Here is a 15,571-nt window from a genome sequence, read left to right as displayed (position 1 = left end):
TCTTCGGACTCGTGCTGTTCCCGCAGGAGTCTACGCATTCTGCCTCCGCTGTTGAAGTGGTTCTTATTTTGCGAGAATATACAAAACTATGATTATTGATTGAATAATAATCAAAAAATATCAGCGGAGGAAATACATGGAGACTCCTGCGGGAACAGCGAAGATGTTGAGACCCCACAGAGAGCGGTCTTTGCGATCGAGGAGGCTCAGCACGAGCCCGCGGAAAGCGTAATGTATTTCCGTAGCGGTTGTCGAAGCGCTAAACAATCGTCGTTAAAATTTTTAACTAAAGCTACAAGAAGTATGACGCATCATACATCAACTACGAATTAGAAAGATTCGACATTGAAAAGGAATATTTGATACTTCCTATCTGGAGTTGTTCGTCTTTAGTATCGTTATTTCCTATCCATTATCTATCTTTTTACAGTGGGAATCTTCGGCTTATATCATATCTTTAAAATTCCTTTCATACACTTGTACAAAAGAAGAAGAAGGAATGATAGGGATATGAATAACGGGGTTAAACAAGTACGAAAATCAATTAGTGAACGAAAAAAGAAACGCGGTATTACTTCAAATTCAAAAGACATCTCGACCAAACAAATAATGCCTCTTCCCCAAGATGAGGAGAAACATGGATATTATCCAAGCTTTTTTGAATCTGAAGGAGGAACCAAACAAAGAAGTAACTTTATATCTGGATTTGTACTAAAAGGAATCTTATCGGCGATGTTATTTTTTGGTGTAGCCTTATTATGGGAATCAGACGCTGATGTACTCGTTAAGCCTAAAGATTGGACAAGCAATGCATTAACAGAAGAATTTCCGTTTGCGAATGTGTACAAATGGTACCAAGACTCGTTTGGAACACCGCTAGCGTTTTCACCCTCTCAACAGGTATCCAATGATAACAATCAAGCATTAGCATATCCTGTTAGTGGAAGTGTAACTGAGACCTTTCAAGCAAATGGAAAAGGAATTATGATTTCACCAGATGGAACTTCTAATGTATCGGCACTCAGAGAAGGGATCGTCATTTTCTCAGGAAATGATCGTGTTACAGATAAAACGGTAGTCATTCAACACGTGGATGGAAGTAAGTCCACATATGGTTTTTTAAGTGACATTGATGTACATTTATATCAGTACATTGCAGCAAATCAAAGAATTGGACAATTCTCTCCAACAAATGAAGGTGAGACCGTATACTTCTCAATTGAAAAAGACAACGAATACATTGATCCAGTTCAGGTGATAAAAGTTGACGACAATCCTTAAGAATCTACCTCCAGTTCACATACATCCAATTCTTTTAATATTTATCGTGATTGCATTTTTAACAGGTACGTTTGTGGAATTAATGATTATTTTATCCATTGTATTATTGCATGAATTAGGTCATTATTCAGTAGCTAAATTTTTTGGGTGGCGGATTCGGCATATTGTACTTTGGATTTTCGGTGGAACGATGAAAACGGATGAACATGGAAATAGACCGACATATGAAGAAATGCTTGTAACAATTGCTGGACCATTTCAACATATTCTTATTTATTTGACGGTGGTATTATTATCGAACTTTCAAATCATTCCGGCATCCCTCAGTGAGCTAATTTTGTTTTATAATTTCGTTATCCTATTGTTTAATCTATTACCAATTTGGCCGCTAGACGGTGGAAAACTACTATTCCTCTTATTATCATTATATCTGCCATACCGAAAAGCTTATGATGCTATGATTATTTTATCTATGATCCTAAGTGTTGTCATTGTCATCGGCCAGCTAGTTGTGTACTCATTTACCTTAAGTATGTTTTTAATAATGATATTTTTATTTTTGGAAAATAGAAAGGAATGGAAGCACCGATACTATGTTTTCATGCGCTTCTTGTTACAACGATATGAGGGGGATTCAACACTAAATGGTGTTCGTGCGATTGTTGTACCACACCACTTGCCTTTAAAGGAAGTGTTTACCCAATTTAAGCGTGATAAAAAACATGCGATCTACATTATGCTACCGGGAGAAAAACGAGTAAGCATTGATGAAAGCGATTGTTTACATTATTATTTCCACGAGAAACAATACGCTTCTACAATTGGTGACTTAGCGATAAGAATATAAGTGTTTTGTTGTGTGCTTGACAATTTGATAGAAGACATGATAACATCAATATGTTATTCATCGTAGCACCCGTGCTACAACCGCACAGATCAGGTTATTAAACTCATTTAGTGAGTACCTGCATGGCGAGTCTGAGTTAATTAAGGAGGTGCAAGTTATGTACGCAATTATCGAAACAGGTGGCAAACAAGTTAAGGTAGAAGAAGGCCAAGAAATCTACGTAGAAAAAGTGACTGCAGATGCGGACGAAACGGTTACATTTGATAAAGTTCTTTTTGTGGGTGGAGATGATGTGAAAGTTGGTTCTCCATATGTTGAAGGAGCAACTGTTACTGCTAAAGTAGAAAAGCATGGTCGTCAGAAAAAGGTAACTGTATTCAAATACAAACCTAAAAAGAACTACCATCGTAAACAAGGTCATCGTCAACCTTATACAAAATTAGTAATTGAAAAAATTAATCAATAAGGAATTTATCACATGATCAATGTAACTGTATCAAGAAAGAATAATCAAATAACAGAATTTGAACTCTCTGGACATGCAGATAGTGGTCCGTATGGCTATGATTTAGTCTGTGCAGGTGTTTCCGCTGTTTCATTTGGTGCAGTGAATGCAGTTATTGCATTATGTGATATTCATCCTGAAATCGAGCAAGGCGAAGAAGGTGGATACCTACGTGTTCAATTTCCACACTCTTTAAGTCAAGAGATAATGGAAAAAACACAGACTTTGCTTGAGGGAATGATTATATCATTGGAAACAATCGAACGTGAATATAGTCAGTTCATCAAAATTCATTCAAAATAAGGAGGTGCAGCCAAGATGCTACGTCTAGATTTACAATTTTTCGCAACGAAAAAAGGTCAAGGTAGTACAAAAAACGGTCGTGATTCTGAGTCCAAACGCTTAGGTGCTAAGCGTGCTGACGGGCAAATGGTTTCTGGTGGGTCAATTCTTTATCGTCAACGCGGTACAAAAATCTACCCAGGAGAAAACGTAGGCCGTGGAGGAGATGACACTCTTTTTGCTAAAATCGATGGTGTTGTAAAATTTGAACGCTATGGTCGTGACCGCAAAAAAGTTAGTGTTTATCCAGTTGCACAAGAAGCATAATTTGTATAACTCATAATTACAAACTCCAACCATTATTACGGTTGGAGTTTTTTAAACAGAAAAATTTACTTCATTTACATATTTGAATAGGATTATAGTGAAGGTAAAAGCTATATTTGCTATAATTTTGATCATAATAGGGGGAGAAAATGTGGAGACTAAGGATGTTGTCGAATTGCTCCGTCATCAAAGACATGATCTGATGAATCATATGCAAATCATTCAAGGGTATCTTAGTATGGGGAAGACCGATATGGTACATGAGAAATTGGATTCACTCCTGAATGACTTCCAAAATGAGCGCAAATTAATGAATTTAAATGTGCCTTATTTTACAGTCTGGCTTATTCAATTTAATTCCGTAAATAGCAATATTCGTTTAGCTTACGATATACATACTGATAATTTAGATATTCATTCTCAAGATCAAAAACTTGTAACTGTTAGTGAATCTATAGCTGAAGCAATTTGTGATTTAGGGGATGAACTGGAGTTATACGAGCTGACACTTAAAGTCTTAACTGGACAACAAAGTAATGAATTTGAGGTAGTCTATACGATTCAGGGTAATGGTATAGATGTAGACAAGTTTCGTTCCAAATTACAAAATATGATAGAAGTGAAAATAGAAGTAGTGGAATCAACACGAAGCGAAATAAACTGTAGAGTTTCGTTTCTATAATGATGAGGTGAAAGTTATGTTTGTAGATCAAGTCAGTGTATATGTTAAAGCCGGCGATGGTGGTAATGGATTAGTCGCTTATCGACGTGAAAAGTATGTTCCAAAAGGTGGTCCAGCTGGTGGGGATGGAGGTAACGGTGGAGATGTTATCTTTAAAGTTGATGAAGGATTAAATACACTAATGGATTTTCGTTATAATCGCCATTTTAAGGCAAAACGCGGTGAGAATGGAATGAGTAAAACGCAGCATGGAAGAAATGCTGATCCGTTAGTTGTACCTGTACCACCTGGGACAACCGTAATCGATGAAGACACAAGCCAAGTAATCGCAGATTTAACAACTCATGAACAAGAAGCTATTATCGTAAAAGGTGGAAGAGGGGGGCGTGGAAACACGCGGTTTGCTAGTCCGCGAAATCCTGCTCCAGACTTTGCAGAAAATGGTGAGCCTGGTCAAGAGCGAAATATTAAAGTTGAATTAAAATTAATTGCAGATGTAGGACTTGTTGGCTTTCCGAGTGTTGGAAAATCAACATTTTTATCCGTAGTTAGCGCTGCAAAACCGAAAATTGCAGATTATCACTTTACTACTTTGGCCCCTAACTTAGGTGTGGTAGAAACTAGTGACCAACGTAGTTTTGTATTAGCTGACCTGCCAGGTCTAATTGAAGGAGCGCACGAAGGTGTAGGACTTGGCCATCAGTTCTTGCGGCATGTAGAACGTACACGTGTTATTATTCATGTTATTGATATGGCTGGAACAGAAGGTAGAGACCCCTTCGAAGATTATAAAAAGATAAATCAGGAATTACAGGAATACGATGCGAAACTCATTACTCGCCCACAGATTATTGCAGCTAATAAAATGGATATGCCAGATGCGGAAGAAAACTTGGAAAAATTTAAAAGTCAACTTGATAAAGATACACCTGTCTATCCAATATCTGCACTGACAAAAGATGGTCTAAGAGATATATTATTTGCTGTAGCCGACCTATTAGACACGATACCAAAGGTAGCTCCTAAATTGGAAGAAACGGAAGAGAAAGTAGTTTATAAGTATGAAAAAGAAGATAAAGGATTTGAAATCACTCGTGATGATGATGGGGCATATGTACTCTCAGGTGTAAAAATAGAAAAGTTATTTAAAATGACAGACTTTGCTAGAGATGAAGCAATTCAACGTTTTGCAAGGCAATTACGTACAATGGGCGTAGACGATGCCTTGAGAAAAAGAGGGGCAGAGGATGGAGATACAATTCGTTTGATGGATTTCGAATTTGAGTTTGTTGAGTAGCAATATGACGATTGGGGATGCAAAGCATGAAAGAGGACGAACAGTTTTATTTGGTTCGAAGTGATGTCTTACCTGAATCGATTAAAAAGACAATGGAAGTGAAGCAGTTAATAGAACGGGGCAAGGTAAAAACGATTCATGAAGCAACGCAAAAAGTAAATCTTTCTCGCAGTGCTTATTACAAATACAAGGATGCTGTTTTTCCTTTTCAAGCGATGGTTAAAGAAAAGATCATTACTTTATTCTTTCATTTGGAAGATCGAACAGGTACCTTATCCAAATTGTTACGGATTGTAGCTGCAGCTGGATGTAACATATTAACGATTCATCAAACCATTCCTGTACAAGGAAAAGCGAATGTAACTTTGTCCTTAGATATATCACAAATAGATGAAAAAGTAGACCAGCTAATTCATCAATTAAAACAGTTGGAGTTTGTGGAACAAGTTACTTTATTAAGTTCAGGAGTTTAGTAATAGAGAATAATGTGGACCTGTATAAAAATCTGAGCGACGTTGCAGAATTTATTTTTTAATTCGCATTCGTTCGGATTTTTCTTTTTCCAGCATCTAACTGGCAGATAGAAATAAGTGACGTCCTGTCGCATTATCGGTACTAGCACGTTCTGTACGTCGTTAGCCCCCAATTCAAACATTGAGGTAAACCCAAGAGGTTAAGTGGAGGATGGACGGAAAGTAAATGTCTGATTTGTGCAACTAATAATCAGTGGGGAGTGGAAAAACACCACTGATGGAAGATTCGCTTTATATCTTTTTATTGTTCAACTTTTTTCGTTTTCTTGCATATGTTGGTATAGAGTAATTAGCCCAGTTATAGAAACGAAAGGAGTTCGAATTAACTTGAAGATTCACATTGTACAAAAAGGAGATACACTGTGGGAAATAGCAAAGCAATATGGGGTGGATTTTGAAGAGGTTAAACAGCTTAATTCACAATTATCAAGTCCAGATATGATTATGCCGGGTATGAAAGTAAAGATACCTACAAGTGCCAAAACGGTAAAGAAAGAAGCGCCAGTGAAAGAACAACAAATAAAAGAAAAACAAAAACCAGTAACAGAAAAGCCATATAAAGATATTTCACCAAAACCATTTCCAGTAATTAAAGAAGATGATGAGAAACCAGCTAAAGAAGTAAAGCCTGAAATGCCTATGCCGCAAATGCCGCAAATGCCGTTGCAACCAATGATGCAAATGCCGATTATGCAGCAAGAAATACAACAGGATATTCATTTACCTAAAATGCCAGAGCAACCAAAAGAGAAACCTGTAAAAAAAGAACAGCCAAAAGAGCAGCCAATACAGCAACCAGTACAACAACCAGTACAACAACCAATGGTCCAGCAACCAATTCATATGGTACCATGTTATCCAGTTCCACACCCTTGTTATCCCGTACCGATCATGCATCCATGCGATCAACCAATGTATCATCACCAGCCGGCTGTGCTAGGCCCGCAATTTCAAGATTTTGAATCCTCATCTAGCCCGGAATTTCCAATCCAACAAAGTATGCCGTTGCAACAAGAAATGATGCCGAAGTCGATGCATAAAAATGATTGCGGTTGTAAAGGGAGTAATCCTATGCCAGCTCAAGCGATGGGTTCGATGCAAGCACCATATGGTTTTGATCAAATGCAACCACCTTTCCAAGCGCAACCAATGTCACCGTATCCAACACAGCAATATCCACAGATTCCTGATTTTAATCAACCAGCATACCCAACCCCTCCAGGATACCCTTCATTTAGGCAAGAAGAGGACGAATCAGCAAGTGAGTAACTTTTATCGAAGAGACGATAATAAACTTGATCGTCTCTCTTCTTTTTTTTATTGGGAAGGTGGCTTGGATCTTAAGTTAATATCCCCGATTAAAGCCAATGTGTTTCTTGTTAAAACGATAGCAAACGAAAAGTTTATCGTAAAGAGTCATCACAATAAAAATAATGTATATCAACAGTGGTCGTTTTTTAAGAGAAATAACGGAAACATGATTGCGCCTTTTGTTCGATTTCCGAATTCATCCAAGTTCTTAATTGATGAGAATTCTTATTGGACGATTACTCCTTATATTCCGGGTAGAAAGCTCAATTATAAGAACCCAGAAGACCGAATAGAAGCAGTTAATACATTGCATGCTTTTCATGAAACAGCAACAGCTATTTATATAAATCGTCATGTAAAGAAACAACTTTTTTATTTACGTTGGTATAATCGCTTGCAAATGTTTAAAAAAACAGAGTATATATTTGCTAAGTTTGGTTATGTAGGGCTCTACAAGGATATTATTCAAACAACGGAACGACAAATCCAGCTAGTATCTCATTTTCCGTGGAAAAGGATACAACGAAAGGCAGAGGAGAAAGGAGTATGGGTGCATGGCGATGTCGCTGCGCATAATTTCATAAAGAATGACAAAACATACTTAATTGATTTCGATCTTCTGTATTGTACAACGCAATTATATGATTTTATTCAATTAGGTCAACGTTTTTTACCTTATATCAACTGGGATATAGATAAATTATTGGCCTATAGGATGGTAAGGGAAAAAGAGTTATCACCATGGATTTTATCCCTTTCAATTCCTAGTGATGTTCTGCGGGAATGGATCCATTTTCTCCGACGTCACCGTTCCGAATCTTCTATTTCAGCCTATCTAGAGGAACTGAGTGAAAGTTGGAGTAAGAGAACAAATTTTTTGAAAACAGCAGTAAAAATGGTAAAATAGTCTATTATAGCTTTTTGGAAGAGATAAAGGAGCGATTTTGTTGGAAAATGTAGTAACAGACATCGTCAATTGGTTAAAAAAGCAAGTAGAGGAAACGGGAGTAGATGGGTTATTAGTTGGTGTAAGTGGTGGAATTGATTCTGCTGTTGTTGCTAATTTAATTCAACGAGCATGTCCAGATAACTCACTCGGTGTAATTATGCCGTTAAACAGTGACCCAGAAGGAATGGAACATGCTAGAAAGGTTATTGATAATTGTGGGATAAAAGGGATGACAATTGATTTAACGGAAACACATGATGTCATGTTTTCACAAATTAAAAAGAATTTGAGTAATGAGTTCAATGATGAAAAAGGCCAATTAGCAGACGCAAATTTACGAGCAAGGCTACGAATGAGTACACTATATACAATAGCAACGAATTATAATTACTTAGTTGTTGGTACAGATAATGCAGCAGAATGGTATACGGGTTATTTCACGAAGTATGGAGATGGCGGTGTAGACATTTTGCCACTAGTTGACTTTACAAAAGGAGAGGTACGAGAATTAGCGAAAATATTAGGAGTTCCACAAGAAGTTATTCATAAAAAGCCGAGTGCTGATCTTTGGAAAGGTCAAACTGATGAGGCTGAAATGGGCACAACCTATAACAAGATCGATGCCTATTTAAAAGGGGAAGCAATTCCAGAGGAGGATAAAGCGATTATTGAGCGAATGCACAGAAATTCTGCACATAAAAGAGATCCACATCCTCAGTTTAGAAGATCATAAAATTACCAGTGTAATTAAACCTCTCTTATACAAAATAAGTATAAGGGAGGTTTTACTATGAAAAAGTTTATCATATATACTGCCAGTGCCCTTGTGTTAGCAGGGTGTGGAACTCAAGAAGAGGGTAGGCATGCAAATAATCAACAAAATAATTTACAACCTATTCATTATGAAACACCCGACCAACAAGGGGATCGACTTGGAGAGGACCGATCTATCGGTCAACGTGGGGGATACCCTCAAAGTGAGTTAGAGGGATTAAATGCAGGAGAAACGAATGATCGAACCCAAGACAGATATACGAATGATCAAACTACCGAGATTTCCGAGCATTTGTCACAATTGAATTTTGTAAAACAGGCACAGGTAACGTCAACAGACGACCGTATAGTTGTGGCAGTAATGCTTAACAATCACACAGAACAAACATCTCTAGATGGTACTGATGCAGAAGTTGAACAAATAAAACACGAGGTTAGACGATTTGTACAAGATAAAACCGTTGTTGTTTATACGGACAATATTTACTGGAATAGAATGAGAAACATTAATGCAAATCAGATAAGTAATGAAAATGTTAATCAATTCTTAGAAGATTTTTTCAATACAGATCAGTAATGTCCTTGAAGTGTATATACACTTCATAAGCCAAGGTATCTTTGTTATGATATAAAGAGACTGCTTGAGAGGAGATCTTTTTATATGGCTGGACATTCCAAATGGAAAAACATTCAAAAACGAAAGAATGCACAAGACGCAAAAAAAGGGAAAGTTTTCATGCGTCATGCTAAGGATATATATATAGCAGCAAAGCAAGGTGGGGGAGATCCGACAACAAATGCTACATTACGTAGTGCTGTTGATAAAGCAAAAGCAGATAACATGCCTAATGAGAATATTGATCGAGCAATCAAGAAGGCCACAGGTACATTAGATGGAGCGACCTATGAGGAAATTACCTATGAAGGGTATGGACCTGGAGGAGTTGCTATCATTATTAATGTATTAACGGATAACCGAAACCGTACTGCTGCTGATATCCGGCATGCATTTAAGAAAAATGGTGGTAATTTAGGGGAGAATGGCAGTGTATCCTTCATGTTTGATCGGAAAGGTTATATCCTTATATTAGACGAAGAAGGACAACTTTCCGAAGATGACCTAGCGTTAGATGCTTTAGAAGCTGGAGCGGAAGATATCCTCAATGAGGATGGAGCTTATGAAATCTTCACCTCACCAGATGATTTTGCAGCCGTTAGTGAGCAATTACGAGCTAGTGGGTATGAATTAGAAGACCAAGAAGTGACATTAATCCCTCAAAATTACCAGCAAGTCACTCCAGAGGAAGAATATAAACTAAACAAGTTGATTGATACACTTGAAGACAGTGAAGATGTTCAAGATATCCATCATAATTTAAAGGGGAATGAATAACTCTAACTTCCATTCGAGCTGGATGGAAGTTTTTTTATTGCTTATGTACAAAAGCGTCCAGCCGCTCGTATGTCTCTACCCAAGGCGCTTGCGCTTTTGTTTTCAACCTTCTTGTTATATTATGTTAGAATAGATAATGGTTAGTGGGGGGATAAAAATGATTGCTTACATAAAAGGAATAGTATCTAATATAAATGAGGAAGCGGTAATAATAGATGTACAAGGGATTGGCTATGAAATCGTATGTCCAAATCCTTTTTATTTTCAACCGAAACTTCACAAGGAGCTTCAAATCTTTACATATCATTATGTTCGCGAAGATGCACAAGTTTTATATGGTTTTAAAAATGAGGATGAAAAGTACTTGTTTACAAAGCTAATTTCTGTATCTGGAATTGGACCAAAAGGTGCCTTGGCTATCTTAGGAAGTGTTGATATTCAAGGATTTATTGGAGCGATTGAGCAAGAGGATGATAAGTTCTTAACGAGTTTTCCTGGAGTAGGTAAAAAAACAGCTAGACAAATTATTCTGGATTTAAAGGGCAAACTTACTTCAATGGTTGCGCTAGGTTCTGAATTAGAACAGGATCATCGAGATGTCGGAACAATAAGCAAAGAATTAACAGAAGCACACGAAGCGTTGAAGGCATTAGGTTACACAGATAAAGAAATCAAACCGATACTACCTGTACTTCAAAAAGAAGAGCAAACTTCTACAGATGAAGTGATTCGAAAAGCTTTGGCATTATTAATGAAAAAATAACAGGGGGAAAAGATAATGGATGAACGTATGGTAACAGGCGAATTACAATCCGAAGATTCGACTGTTGAACTAAGTCTTCGCCCCATCACCTTAAACCAATATATCGGGCAACCCAAAGTAAAGGAAAATCTAAGCATATTTATCCAGGCAGCTAAAATGAGAGAAGAGCCATTAGATCATGTTCTGTTATATGGACCTCCTGGGTTAGGGAAAACGACTTTAGCAGCTATTATAGCTAATGAGATGGGCGTACAATTTCGCTCTACTTCCGGACCTGCAATTGATCGAGCTGGAGATTTGGCAGCAATACTTTCTTCCTTAGAGCCTGGCGATGTATTATTTATCGATGAGGTGCATCGCTTACCACGTTCCGTTGAAGAAGTGTTGTACTCAGCAATGGAGGACTTTTTTATTGACATCGTCATTGGAACTGGACCAAGCGCTCGCTCCGTTCGAATAGATTTACCTCCGTTTACATTAGTTGGTGCAACAACAAGAGCAGGCTTGTTATCTGCACCATTACGTGACCGATTTGGTGTTTTAAGTAGATTGGAGTACTATGAGACAAAAGATTTATGTTCAATCGTAGAGCGTACAGCTGATATTTTCGAAACTTCCATTTCTCAAGAAGCAGCTTTAGAAGTAGCGAGACGCTCTAGAGGTACACCACGTATTGCTAATCGCCTCTTAAAAAGAATACGTGATATTTCCCAGGTGAAAGGCGAATCAGAAATTAGTCTGGAAACAACAGAATCTGCATTGAAAATGCTTCAAGTAGATGATGTTGGCTTGGATCATATCGACCATAAATTATTAAAAGGGATTATCGAGGGATTTCAAGGTGGACCAGTAGGATTAGAAACGATTGCTGCGACAATTGGCGAAGAATCACAAACAATTGAAGATGTTTATGAACCATATTTGTTGCAAATTGGGTTTATTCAGCGCACTCCTCGGGGAAGATTAGTAACAACGAAGGCATACGAACACTTTGGATTGAAAGTGGATGGTAAGAATTGAATTTAGGTAAGGTATTCATTGTGATTGGGATTATCTTTTTAATAATTGGTCTTTTGTGGACATTTATTGGAAGGCTACCAGGTGATATTAGTTTTAAAAAAGGAAATTTTACCTTTCATTTTCCGATTATGACATCGATTGTCGTTAGTATTATACTATCATTAATCTTTTTCATTATTGGACGATTTAGATAGGGAATAGGGGTTACAACATGAATATAGAGGACTTTGATTTTAATTTACCAGAAGAATTAATCGCACAAACACCGCTGAAGGATCGTACCGCATCTAGGTTACTTGTGTTAAATAAGGATACGAAAGATGTAGCGCATGATTCCTTTAAAAATATAAAGCAGTATTTACAAAAAGGAGATTGCCTCGTATTAAACGATACAAGGGTATTACCAGCAAGATTATATGGTGTGAAGGAAGACACGGGGGCAAACATAGAATTATTGCTCTTGCATCAACAAGAAAGGGATACATGGGAGGTGCTCACGAAGCCTGCTAAAAAGGTGAAAGAAGGTACAACCATTGTATTTGGAGATGGGAAATTAAGAGCAACTTGTGTCGGATTAAAAGACCATGGTGGACGCATTTTTGAATTTTCCTATGAAGGAATATTCTATGAAGTGCTGGATCAACTTGGTGAAATGCCTCTTCCGCCATATATTAAAGAACAATTACCAGAACGCGAACGATATCAAACCGTTTATGCGAAGGAAGAAGGATCTGCAGCAGCACCAACAGCTGGTTTGCATTTTACAGAGGAACTGCTAGATGAGATTAAGGAAATGGGTGTAACCATCACATTTATTACTTTGCATGTAGGATTAGGTACCTTCCGACCGGTCAGCGTTGATGATATTGACAACCATGAAATGCATGCGGAATTTTACCATATGTCCGAAGAGACGGCTAAAACATTAACTAATGTAAAAGAAGCAGGTGGAAGAATTATCTCGGTTGGGACAACATCAACACGTACATTAGAGACTATTGCAAGGGATAATGACGGGAAGTTTGTCGCGTCTAGTGGCTGGACAGATATCTTCATCTATCCACCATACCAGTTTCGGGCAATTGATGGTTTAATAACCAATTTTCACCTGCCGAAATCTACGTTAATCATGCTTGTCAGTGCACTTGTGGATAGAGAAACCGTATTATCGGCTTATAAAGTAGCAGTTCAAGAAAAGTATCGCTTTTTTAGTTTTGGAGATGCGATGCTAATAATTTAAAAAGGAAAGAGATATATGACAACACCAATTAGATATGAATTTATTAAAACGTGTAAACAAACTGGTGCGAGATTGGGGCGTGTTCATACACCTCACGGTAGTTTTGATACGCCTACCTTTATGCCAGTTGGAACACTTGCAACGGTTAAAACGATGAGTCCGGAAGAATTACAAGAAATGAACGCTAATATCATTTTATCGAATACGTATCATTTATGGTTACGTCCTGGGGAAGATATCATACGTGAAGCGGGCGGATTACATAAATTTATGAATTGGGACGGTGCAATTTTAACTGATTCCGGTGGTTTCCAAGTATTTAGCTTAAGTGATATGCGTGAAATAAAAGAAGAAGGCGTGCACTTTCGTAATCATTTAAATGGAGAAAAGCTATTTTTATCACCGGAAAAAGCAATGCAAATCCAAAATGCGCTTGGATCTGATATCATGATGGCATTTGATGAATGTCCGCCATATCCAGCCACAAAGGAATATATGAAAGCATCTGTTGAAAGAACATCGCGTTGGGCGGAAAGATGTCTAGCTGCCCATGAACGAAAAGATGTACAAGGGCTATTCGGTATTATTCAAGGTGGAGAATATGAAGATCTACGTAAGCAAAGTGCACAAGACTTAGTCTCCTTAGACTTTCCTGGATATGCGGTTGGTGGACTCTCTGTTGGGGAACCAAAGGATGTTATGAACAGAGTCTTGGATTTCACAACCCCACTAATGCCAACAGATAAGCCTCGTTATTTAATGGGTGTCGGCTCTCCTGATTCCCTTATTGATGGAGCAATTCGTGGAATTGATATGTTTGATTGTGTATTGCCAACAAGAATAGCCCGAAATGGGACATGTATGACATCTAATGGTCGTTTAGTTGTTCGTAATGCTAAATATGCGAGAGATTTTAGTCCTATCGATGAGAATTGTGACTGTCATGTTTGTAAAAATTATACACGTGCATACATTCGTCATCTAATAAAATGTAATGAAACGTTTGGTTTTAGACTTACTACTTATCATAATTTATATTTTCTGTTAAAATTAATGGAGCAAGTCCGAAATGCGATTCGTGAAGATCGACTTGGGGACTTTCGAGAAGCATTCTTTGAACAGTATGGATTAAATCAACCGAATGCAAAAAACTTTTAAGAGAGAGGTGAAAATAGATGGATGCTTTTAGCCCGATTATTATGCTAGTGTTAATGTTTGTTATATTCTATTTCTTGCTTATCCGTCCACAGCAAAAACGTCAAAAGCAAGTTAGTCAAATGCAAGCAAATCTTCAAAAAGGTGATTCTGTAATAACGATTGGTGGATTTCATGGTGTGATTCATGCCCTAGATGAAAACACGATCGTACTACAAGCAGGTGACGGTACGAAACTTACATACGACCGTTCGGCAGTTAGAGAAGTAAAATCAGATTCATAAAATGTAGAGGCTTACCTATATGTGGTAAGCCTCTTTGTACGTTATGCGTTGCTATTTTCATCTGATACACTGTTAACTCCAATGATACCACCGAATAGAGCAGCTGCTGTGTAAAATAAATGATGTATGGATTGTTCCACTGAAAATGATTGTTGGTATCCTAAGTATTGAACGAGAAAGGTGAAAATAGTAAATCCTAATCCAACGATTAAGCCGATGAGCCATCCTTTTGCTTTTCCTTTCATTCCTGCAATGAGTCCACCTAGAAATAATGAAATTAATCCGATTACTAACGTGACCCAGGATAACGCTGGTTCATTAAAAGATGAAAATCGAAGTAATAATGCTAATGAGAAGCTAGAAATTAATATTAAACCAAGTATTACTATCCATCCATACATTAAGGCAACAAATTGTTTACTTTGCATCGCTTCATAATCCCCCTTGATTGTCCATTTACTGTCATTCTATTCATGTCCCAAAAAAATAGACGAGTTTTTTAAAAATTAATTCAATTTGTTTTCTAAAATTGGAATTAGGTTTCTTAATGAACATTTGATGCATGATGCGTCATACTTCTTGTAGCTTTAGTTAAAAATTTTAACGACGATTGTTTAGCTCTTCGACAACCGCTACGGAAATACATTACGCTTTCCGCGGGCTCGTGCTGAGCCTCCTCGATCGCAAAGACCGCTCTCTGTGGGGTCTCATCATCTTCGCTGTTCCCGCAGGAGTCTCCATGTATTTCCTCCGCTGATATTTTTTGATTATTATTCAATCAATAATCATAGTTTTGTATATTCTCGCAAAATAAGAACCACTTCAACAGCGGAGACAGAATGCGTAGACTCCTGCGGGAACAGCACGAGTCCGAAGATCCCGGAAGAAGCGGTTTTTGCTTCTGAGGAAGCTGAGGCCGTGCCCGAGG

The 15,571-nt window shown here is 37.7% G+C and carries 20 protein-coding genes and 1 other annotated feature; of the genes, 19 read left to right on the top strand and 1 reads right to left on the bottom strand.

The genetic code is table 11. The annotated features are described in order from the left end of the window. Window positions 1-510: 510 nt before the first annotated feature. From BMX40_RS19365 to yajC, 19 genes are all read left to right on the top strand, one after another. Entirely contained in the window at window positions 511-1,281 is a 771-nt protein-coding gene (locus tag BMX40_RS19365) for a M23 family metallopeptidase (protein ID WP_090873047.1), read from the top strand. Next, the gene (locus BMX40_RS19360) at window positions 1,265-2,128 is read left to right on the top strand and encodes a M50 family metallopeptidase (protein ID WP_090873045.1); all 864 of its coding nucleotides are present in this window, start codon (window positions 1,265-1,267) and stop codon (window positions 2,126-2,128) included. The genes BMX40_RS19365 and BMX40_RS19360 overlap by 17 nt, the downstream gene beginning before the upstream one ends. Before the next feature lie 68 nt (window positions 2,129-2,196). Further along, window positions 2,197-2,271, top strand: a sequence feature (ribosomal protein L21 leader region). Between the two features lie 14 nt (window positions 2,272-2,285). Further along, a complete protein-coding gene (gene rplU, locus BMX40_RS19355) occupies window positions 2,286-2,594 on the top strand; it encodes a 50S ribosomal protein L21 (RefSeq protein ID WP_090873043.1) in 309 nt (102 codons plus the stop codon). A 12-nt stretch (window positions 2,595-2,606) separates the two neighbouring features. Next, window positions 2,607-2,936: a ribosomal-processing cysteine protease Prp gene (locus BMX40_RS19350; RefSeq protein WP_090873041.1), complete on the top strand. Its 330-nt coding sequence runs from the start codon at window positions 2,607-2,609 to the stop codon at window positions 2,934-2,936. 15 nt (window positions 2,937-2,951) lie between these two features. After that, window positions 2,952-3,242, top strand: coding sequence for a 50S ribosomal protein L27 (gene rpmA, locus BMX40_RS19345; protein WP_090873039.1), 291 nt, complete (start codon window positions 2,952-2,954; stop codon window positions 3,240-3,242). A 151-nt stretch (window positions 3,243-3,393) separates the two neighbouring features. Next, window positions 3,394-3,924, top strand: coding sequence for a Spo0B domain-containing protein (locus BMX40_RS19340; RefSeq protein ID WP_170840860.1), 531 nt, complete (start codon window positions 3,394-3,396; stop codon window positions 3,922-3,924). A 16-nt stretch (window positions 3,925-3,940) separates the two neighbouring features. Then, on the top strand, window positions 3,941-5,221 hold the full coding sequence (obgE, locus tag BMX40_RS19335; RefSeq protein WP_090873034.1) for a GTPase ObgE: 1,281 nt from the start codon (window positions 3,941-3,943) through the stop codon (window positions 5,219-5,221). 17 nt (window positions 5,222-5,238) lie between these two features. Further along, entirely contained in the window at window positions 5,239-5,694 is a 456-nt protein-coding gene (locus BMX40_RS19330) for an ACT domain-containing protein (RefSeq protein ID WP_090873032.1), read from the top strand. Between the two features lie 387 nt (window positions 5,695-6,081). After that, the gene (gene safA, locus BMX40_RS19325) at window positions 6,082-7,023 is read left to right on the top strand and encodes a SafA/ExsA family spore coat assembly protein (protein ID WP_090873030.1); all 942 of its coding nucleotides are present in this window, start codon (window positions 6,082-6,084) and stop codon (window positions 7,021-7,023) included. After that, a complete protein-coding gene (locus BMX40_RS19320; RefSeq protein WP_090873028.1) occupies window positions 7,016-7,972 on the top strand; it encodes a phosphotransferase in 957 nt (318 codons plus the stop codon). The genes safA and BMX40_RS19320 overlap by 8 nt, the downstream gene beginning before the upstream one ends. Window positions 7,973-8,012: 40 nt before the next feature. After that, complete coding sequence (gene nadE / locus BMX40_RS19315) at window positions 8,013-8,747, top strand: NAD(+) synthase (RefSeq protein ID WP_090873026.1); 735 nt, start codon at window positions 8,013-8,015, stop codon at window positions 8,745-8,747. 57 nt (window positions 8,748-8,804) lie between these two features. Then, window positions 8,805-9,365, top strand: a complete 561-nt coding sequence (locus BMX40_RS19310) for a YhcN/YlaJ family sporulation lipoprotein (RefSeq protein ID WP_090873025.1) — start codon at window positions 8,805-8,807, stop codon at window positions 9,363-9,365. A gap of 84 nt (window positions 9,366-9,449) precedes the next feature. After that, window positions 9,450-10,181, top strand: a complete 732-nt coding sequence (locus tag BMX40_RS19305) for a YebC/PmpR family DNA-binding transcriptional regulator (protein WP_090873023.1) — start codon at window positions 9,450-9,452, stop codon at window positions 10,179-10,181. Window positions 10,182-10,338: 157 nt separating this feature from the next. Then, window positions 10,339-10,944, top strand: a complete 606-nt coding sequence (gene ruvA, locus BMX40_RS19300; RefSeq protein WP_090873021.1) for a Holliday junction branch migration protein RuvA — start codon at window positions 10,339-10,341, stop codon at window positions 10,942-10,944. Window positions 10,945-10,959: 15 nt separating this feature from the next. Next, window positions 10,960-11,964 (top strand): Holliday junction branch migration DNA helicase RuvB, encoded by a 1,005-nt coding sequence (gene ruvB / locus BMX40_RS19295; RefSeq protein WP_090873019.1) that lies wholly within the window; start codon window positions 10,960-10,962, stop codon window positions 11,962-11,964. Continuing rightward, window positions 11,961-12,158, top strand: a complete 198-nt coding sequence (locus BMX40_RS19290) for a DUF2905 domain-containing protein (protein WP_090873017.1) — start codon at window positions 11,961-11,963, stop codon at window positions 12,156-12,158. The genes ruvB and BMX40_RS19290 overlap by 4 nt, the downstream gene beginning before the upstream one ends. Before the next feature lie 17 nt (window positions 12,159-12,175). Continuing rightward, window positions 12,176-13,204, top strand: coding sequence for a tRNA preQ1(34) S-adenosylmethionine ribosyltransferase-isomerase QueA (gene queA, locus BMX40_RS19285; RefSeq protein WP_090873015.1), 1,029 nt, complete (start codon window positions 12,176-12,178; stop codon window positions 13,202-13,204). A 15-nt stretch (window positions 13,205-13,219) separates the two neighbouring features. Further along, complete coding sequence (gene tgt / locus BMX40_RS19280) at window positions 13,220-14,362, top strand: tRNA guanosine(34) transglycosylase Tgt (protein ID WP_090873013.1); 1,143 nt, start codon at window positions 13,220-13,222, stop codon at window positions 14,360-14,362. Between the two features lie 17 nt (window positions 14,363-14,379). Continuing rightward, the gene (gene yajC / locus BMX40_RS19275) at window positions 14,380-14,643 is read left to right on the top strand and encodes a preprotein translocase subunit YajC (protein WP_090873011.1); all 264 of its coding nucleotides are present in this window, start codon (window positions 14,380-14,382) and stop codon (window positions 14,641-14,643) included. 41 nt (window positions 14,644-14,684) lie between these two features. On the opposite strand, the gene BMX40_RS19270 is transcribed toward yajC, so the two are convergent. Beyond that, window positions 14,685-15,071, bottom strand: coding sequence for a TIGR04086 family membrane protein (locus BMX40_RS19270; protein WP_090873009.1), 387 nt, complete (start codon window positions 15,069-15,071; stop codon window positions 14,685-14,687). Window positions 15,072-15,571: the final 500 nt, after the last annotated feature.

It is taken from the genome of Oceanobacillus limi (assembly GCF_900111445.1).
Taxonomy (GTDB): domain Bacteria; phylum Bacillota; class Bacilli; order Bacillales; family Amphibacillaceae; genus Ornithinibacillus; species Ornithinibacillus limi.
The sequence above is the reverse complement of the archived record's forward strand: the minus strand, read 5'-3'. Positions and strand labels throughout refer to the sequence as shown.

What these genes read in the sequence shown, in the direction of transcription:
- BMX40_RS19305 (WP_090873023.1), top strand. Translation starts at nt 9,450, where the DNA reads ATGGCTGGACATTCCAAATGGAAAAACATTCAAAAACGAAAGAATGCA.
- BMX40_RS19365 (WP_090873047.1), top strand. Translation starts at nt 511, where the DNA reads ATGAATAACGGGGTTAAACAAGTACGAAAATCAATTAGTGAACGAAAA.
- BMX40_RS19270 (WP_090873009.1), bottom strand. Translation starts at nt 15,071, where the DNA reads ATGCAAAGTAAACAATTTGTTGCCTTAATGTATGGATGGATAGTAATA.
- ruvB (WP_090873019.1), top strand. Translation starts at nt 10,960, where the DNA reads ATGGATGAACGTATGGTAACAGGCGAATTACAATCCGAAGATTCGACT.
- rpmA (WP_090873039.1), top strand. Translation starts at nt 2,952, where the DNA reads ATGCTACGTCTAGATTTACAATTTTTCGCAACGAAAAAAGGTCAAGGT.
- yajC (WP_090873011.1), top strand. Translation starts at nt 14,380, where the DNA reads ATGGATGCTTTTAGCCCGATTATTATGCTAGTGTTAATGTTTGTTATA.
- BMX40_RS19330 (WP_090873032.1), top strand. Translation starts at nt 5,239, where the DNA reads ATGCAAAGCATGAAAGAGGACGAACAGTTTTATTTGGTTCGAAGTGAT.
- tgt (WP_090873013.1), top strand. Translation starts at nt 13,220, where the DNA reads ATGACAACACCAATTAGATATGAATTTATTAAAACGTGTAAACAAACT.
- BMX40_RS19310 (WP_090873025.1), top strand. Translation starts at nt 8,805, where the DNA reads ATGAAAAAGTTTATCATATATACTGCCAGTGCCCTTGTGTTAGCAGGG.
- ruvA (WP_090873021.1), top strand. Translation starts at nt 10,339, where the DNA reads ATGATTGCTTACATAAAAGGAATAGTATCTAATATAAATGAGGAAGCG.
- obgE (WP_090873034.1), top strand. Translation starts at nt 3,941, where the DNA reads ATGTTTGTAGATCAAGTCAGTGTATATGTTAAAGCCGGCGATGGTGGT.
- queA (WP_090873015.1), top strand. Translation starts at nt 12,176, where the DNA reads ATGAATATAGAGGACTTTGATTTTAATTTACCAGAAGAATTAATCGCA.
- BMX40_RS19350 (WP_090873041.1), top strand. Translation starts at nt 2,607, where the DNA reads ATGATCAATGTAACTGTATCAAGAAAGAATAATCAAATAACAGAATTT.
- rplU (WP_090873043.1), top strand. Translation starts at nt 2,286, where the DNA reads ATGTACGCAATTATCGAAACAGGTGGCAAACAAGTTAAGGTAGAAGAA.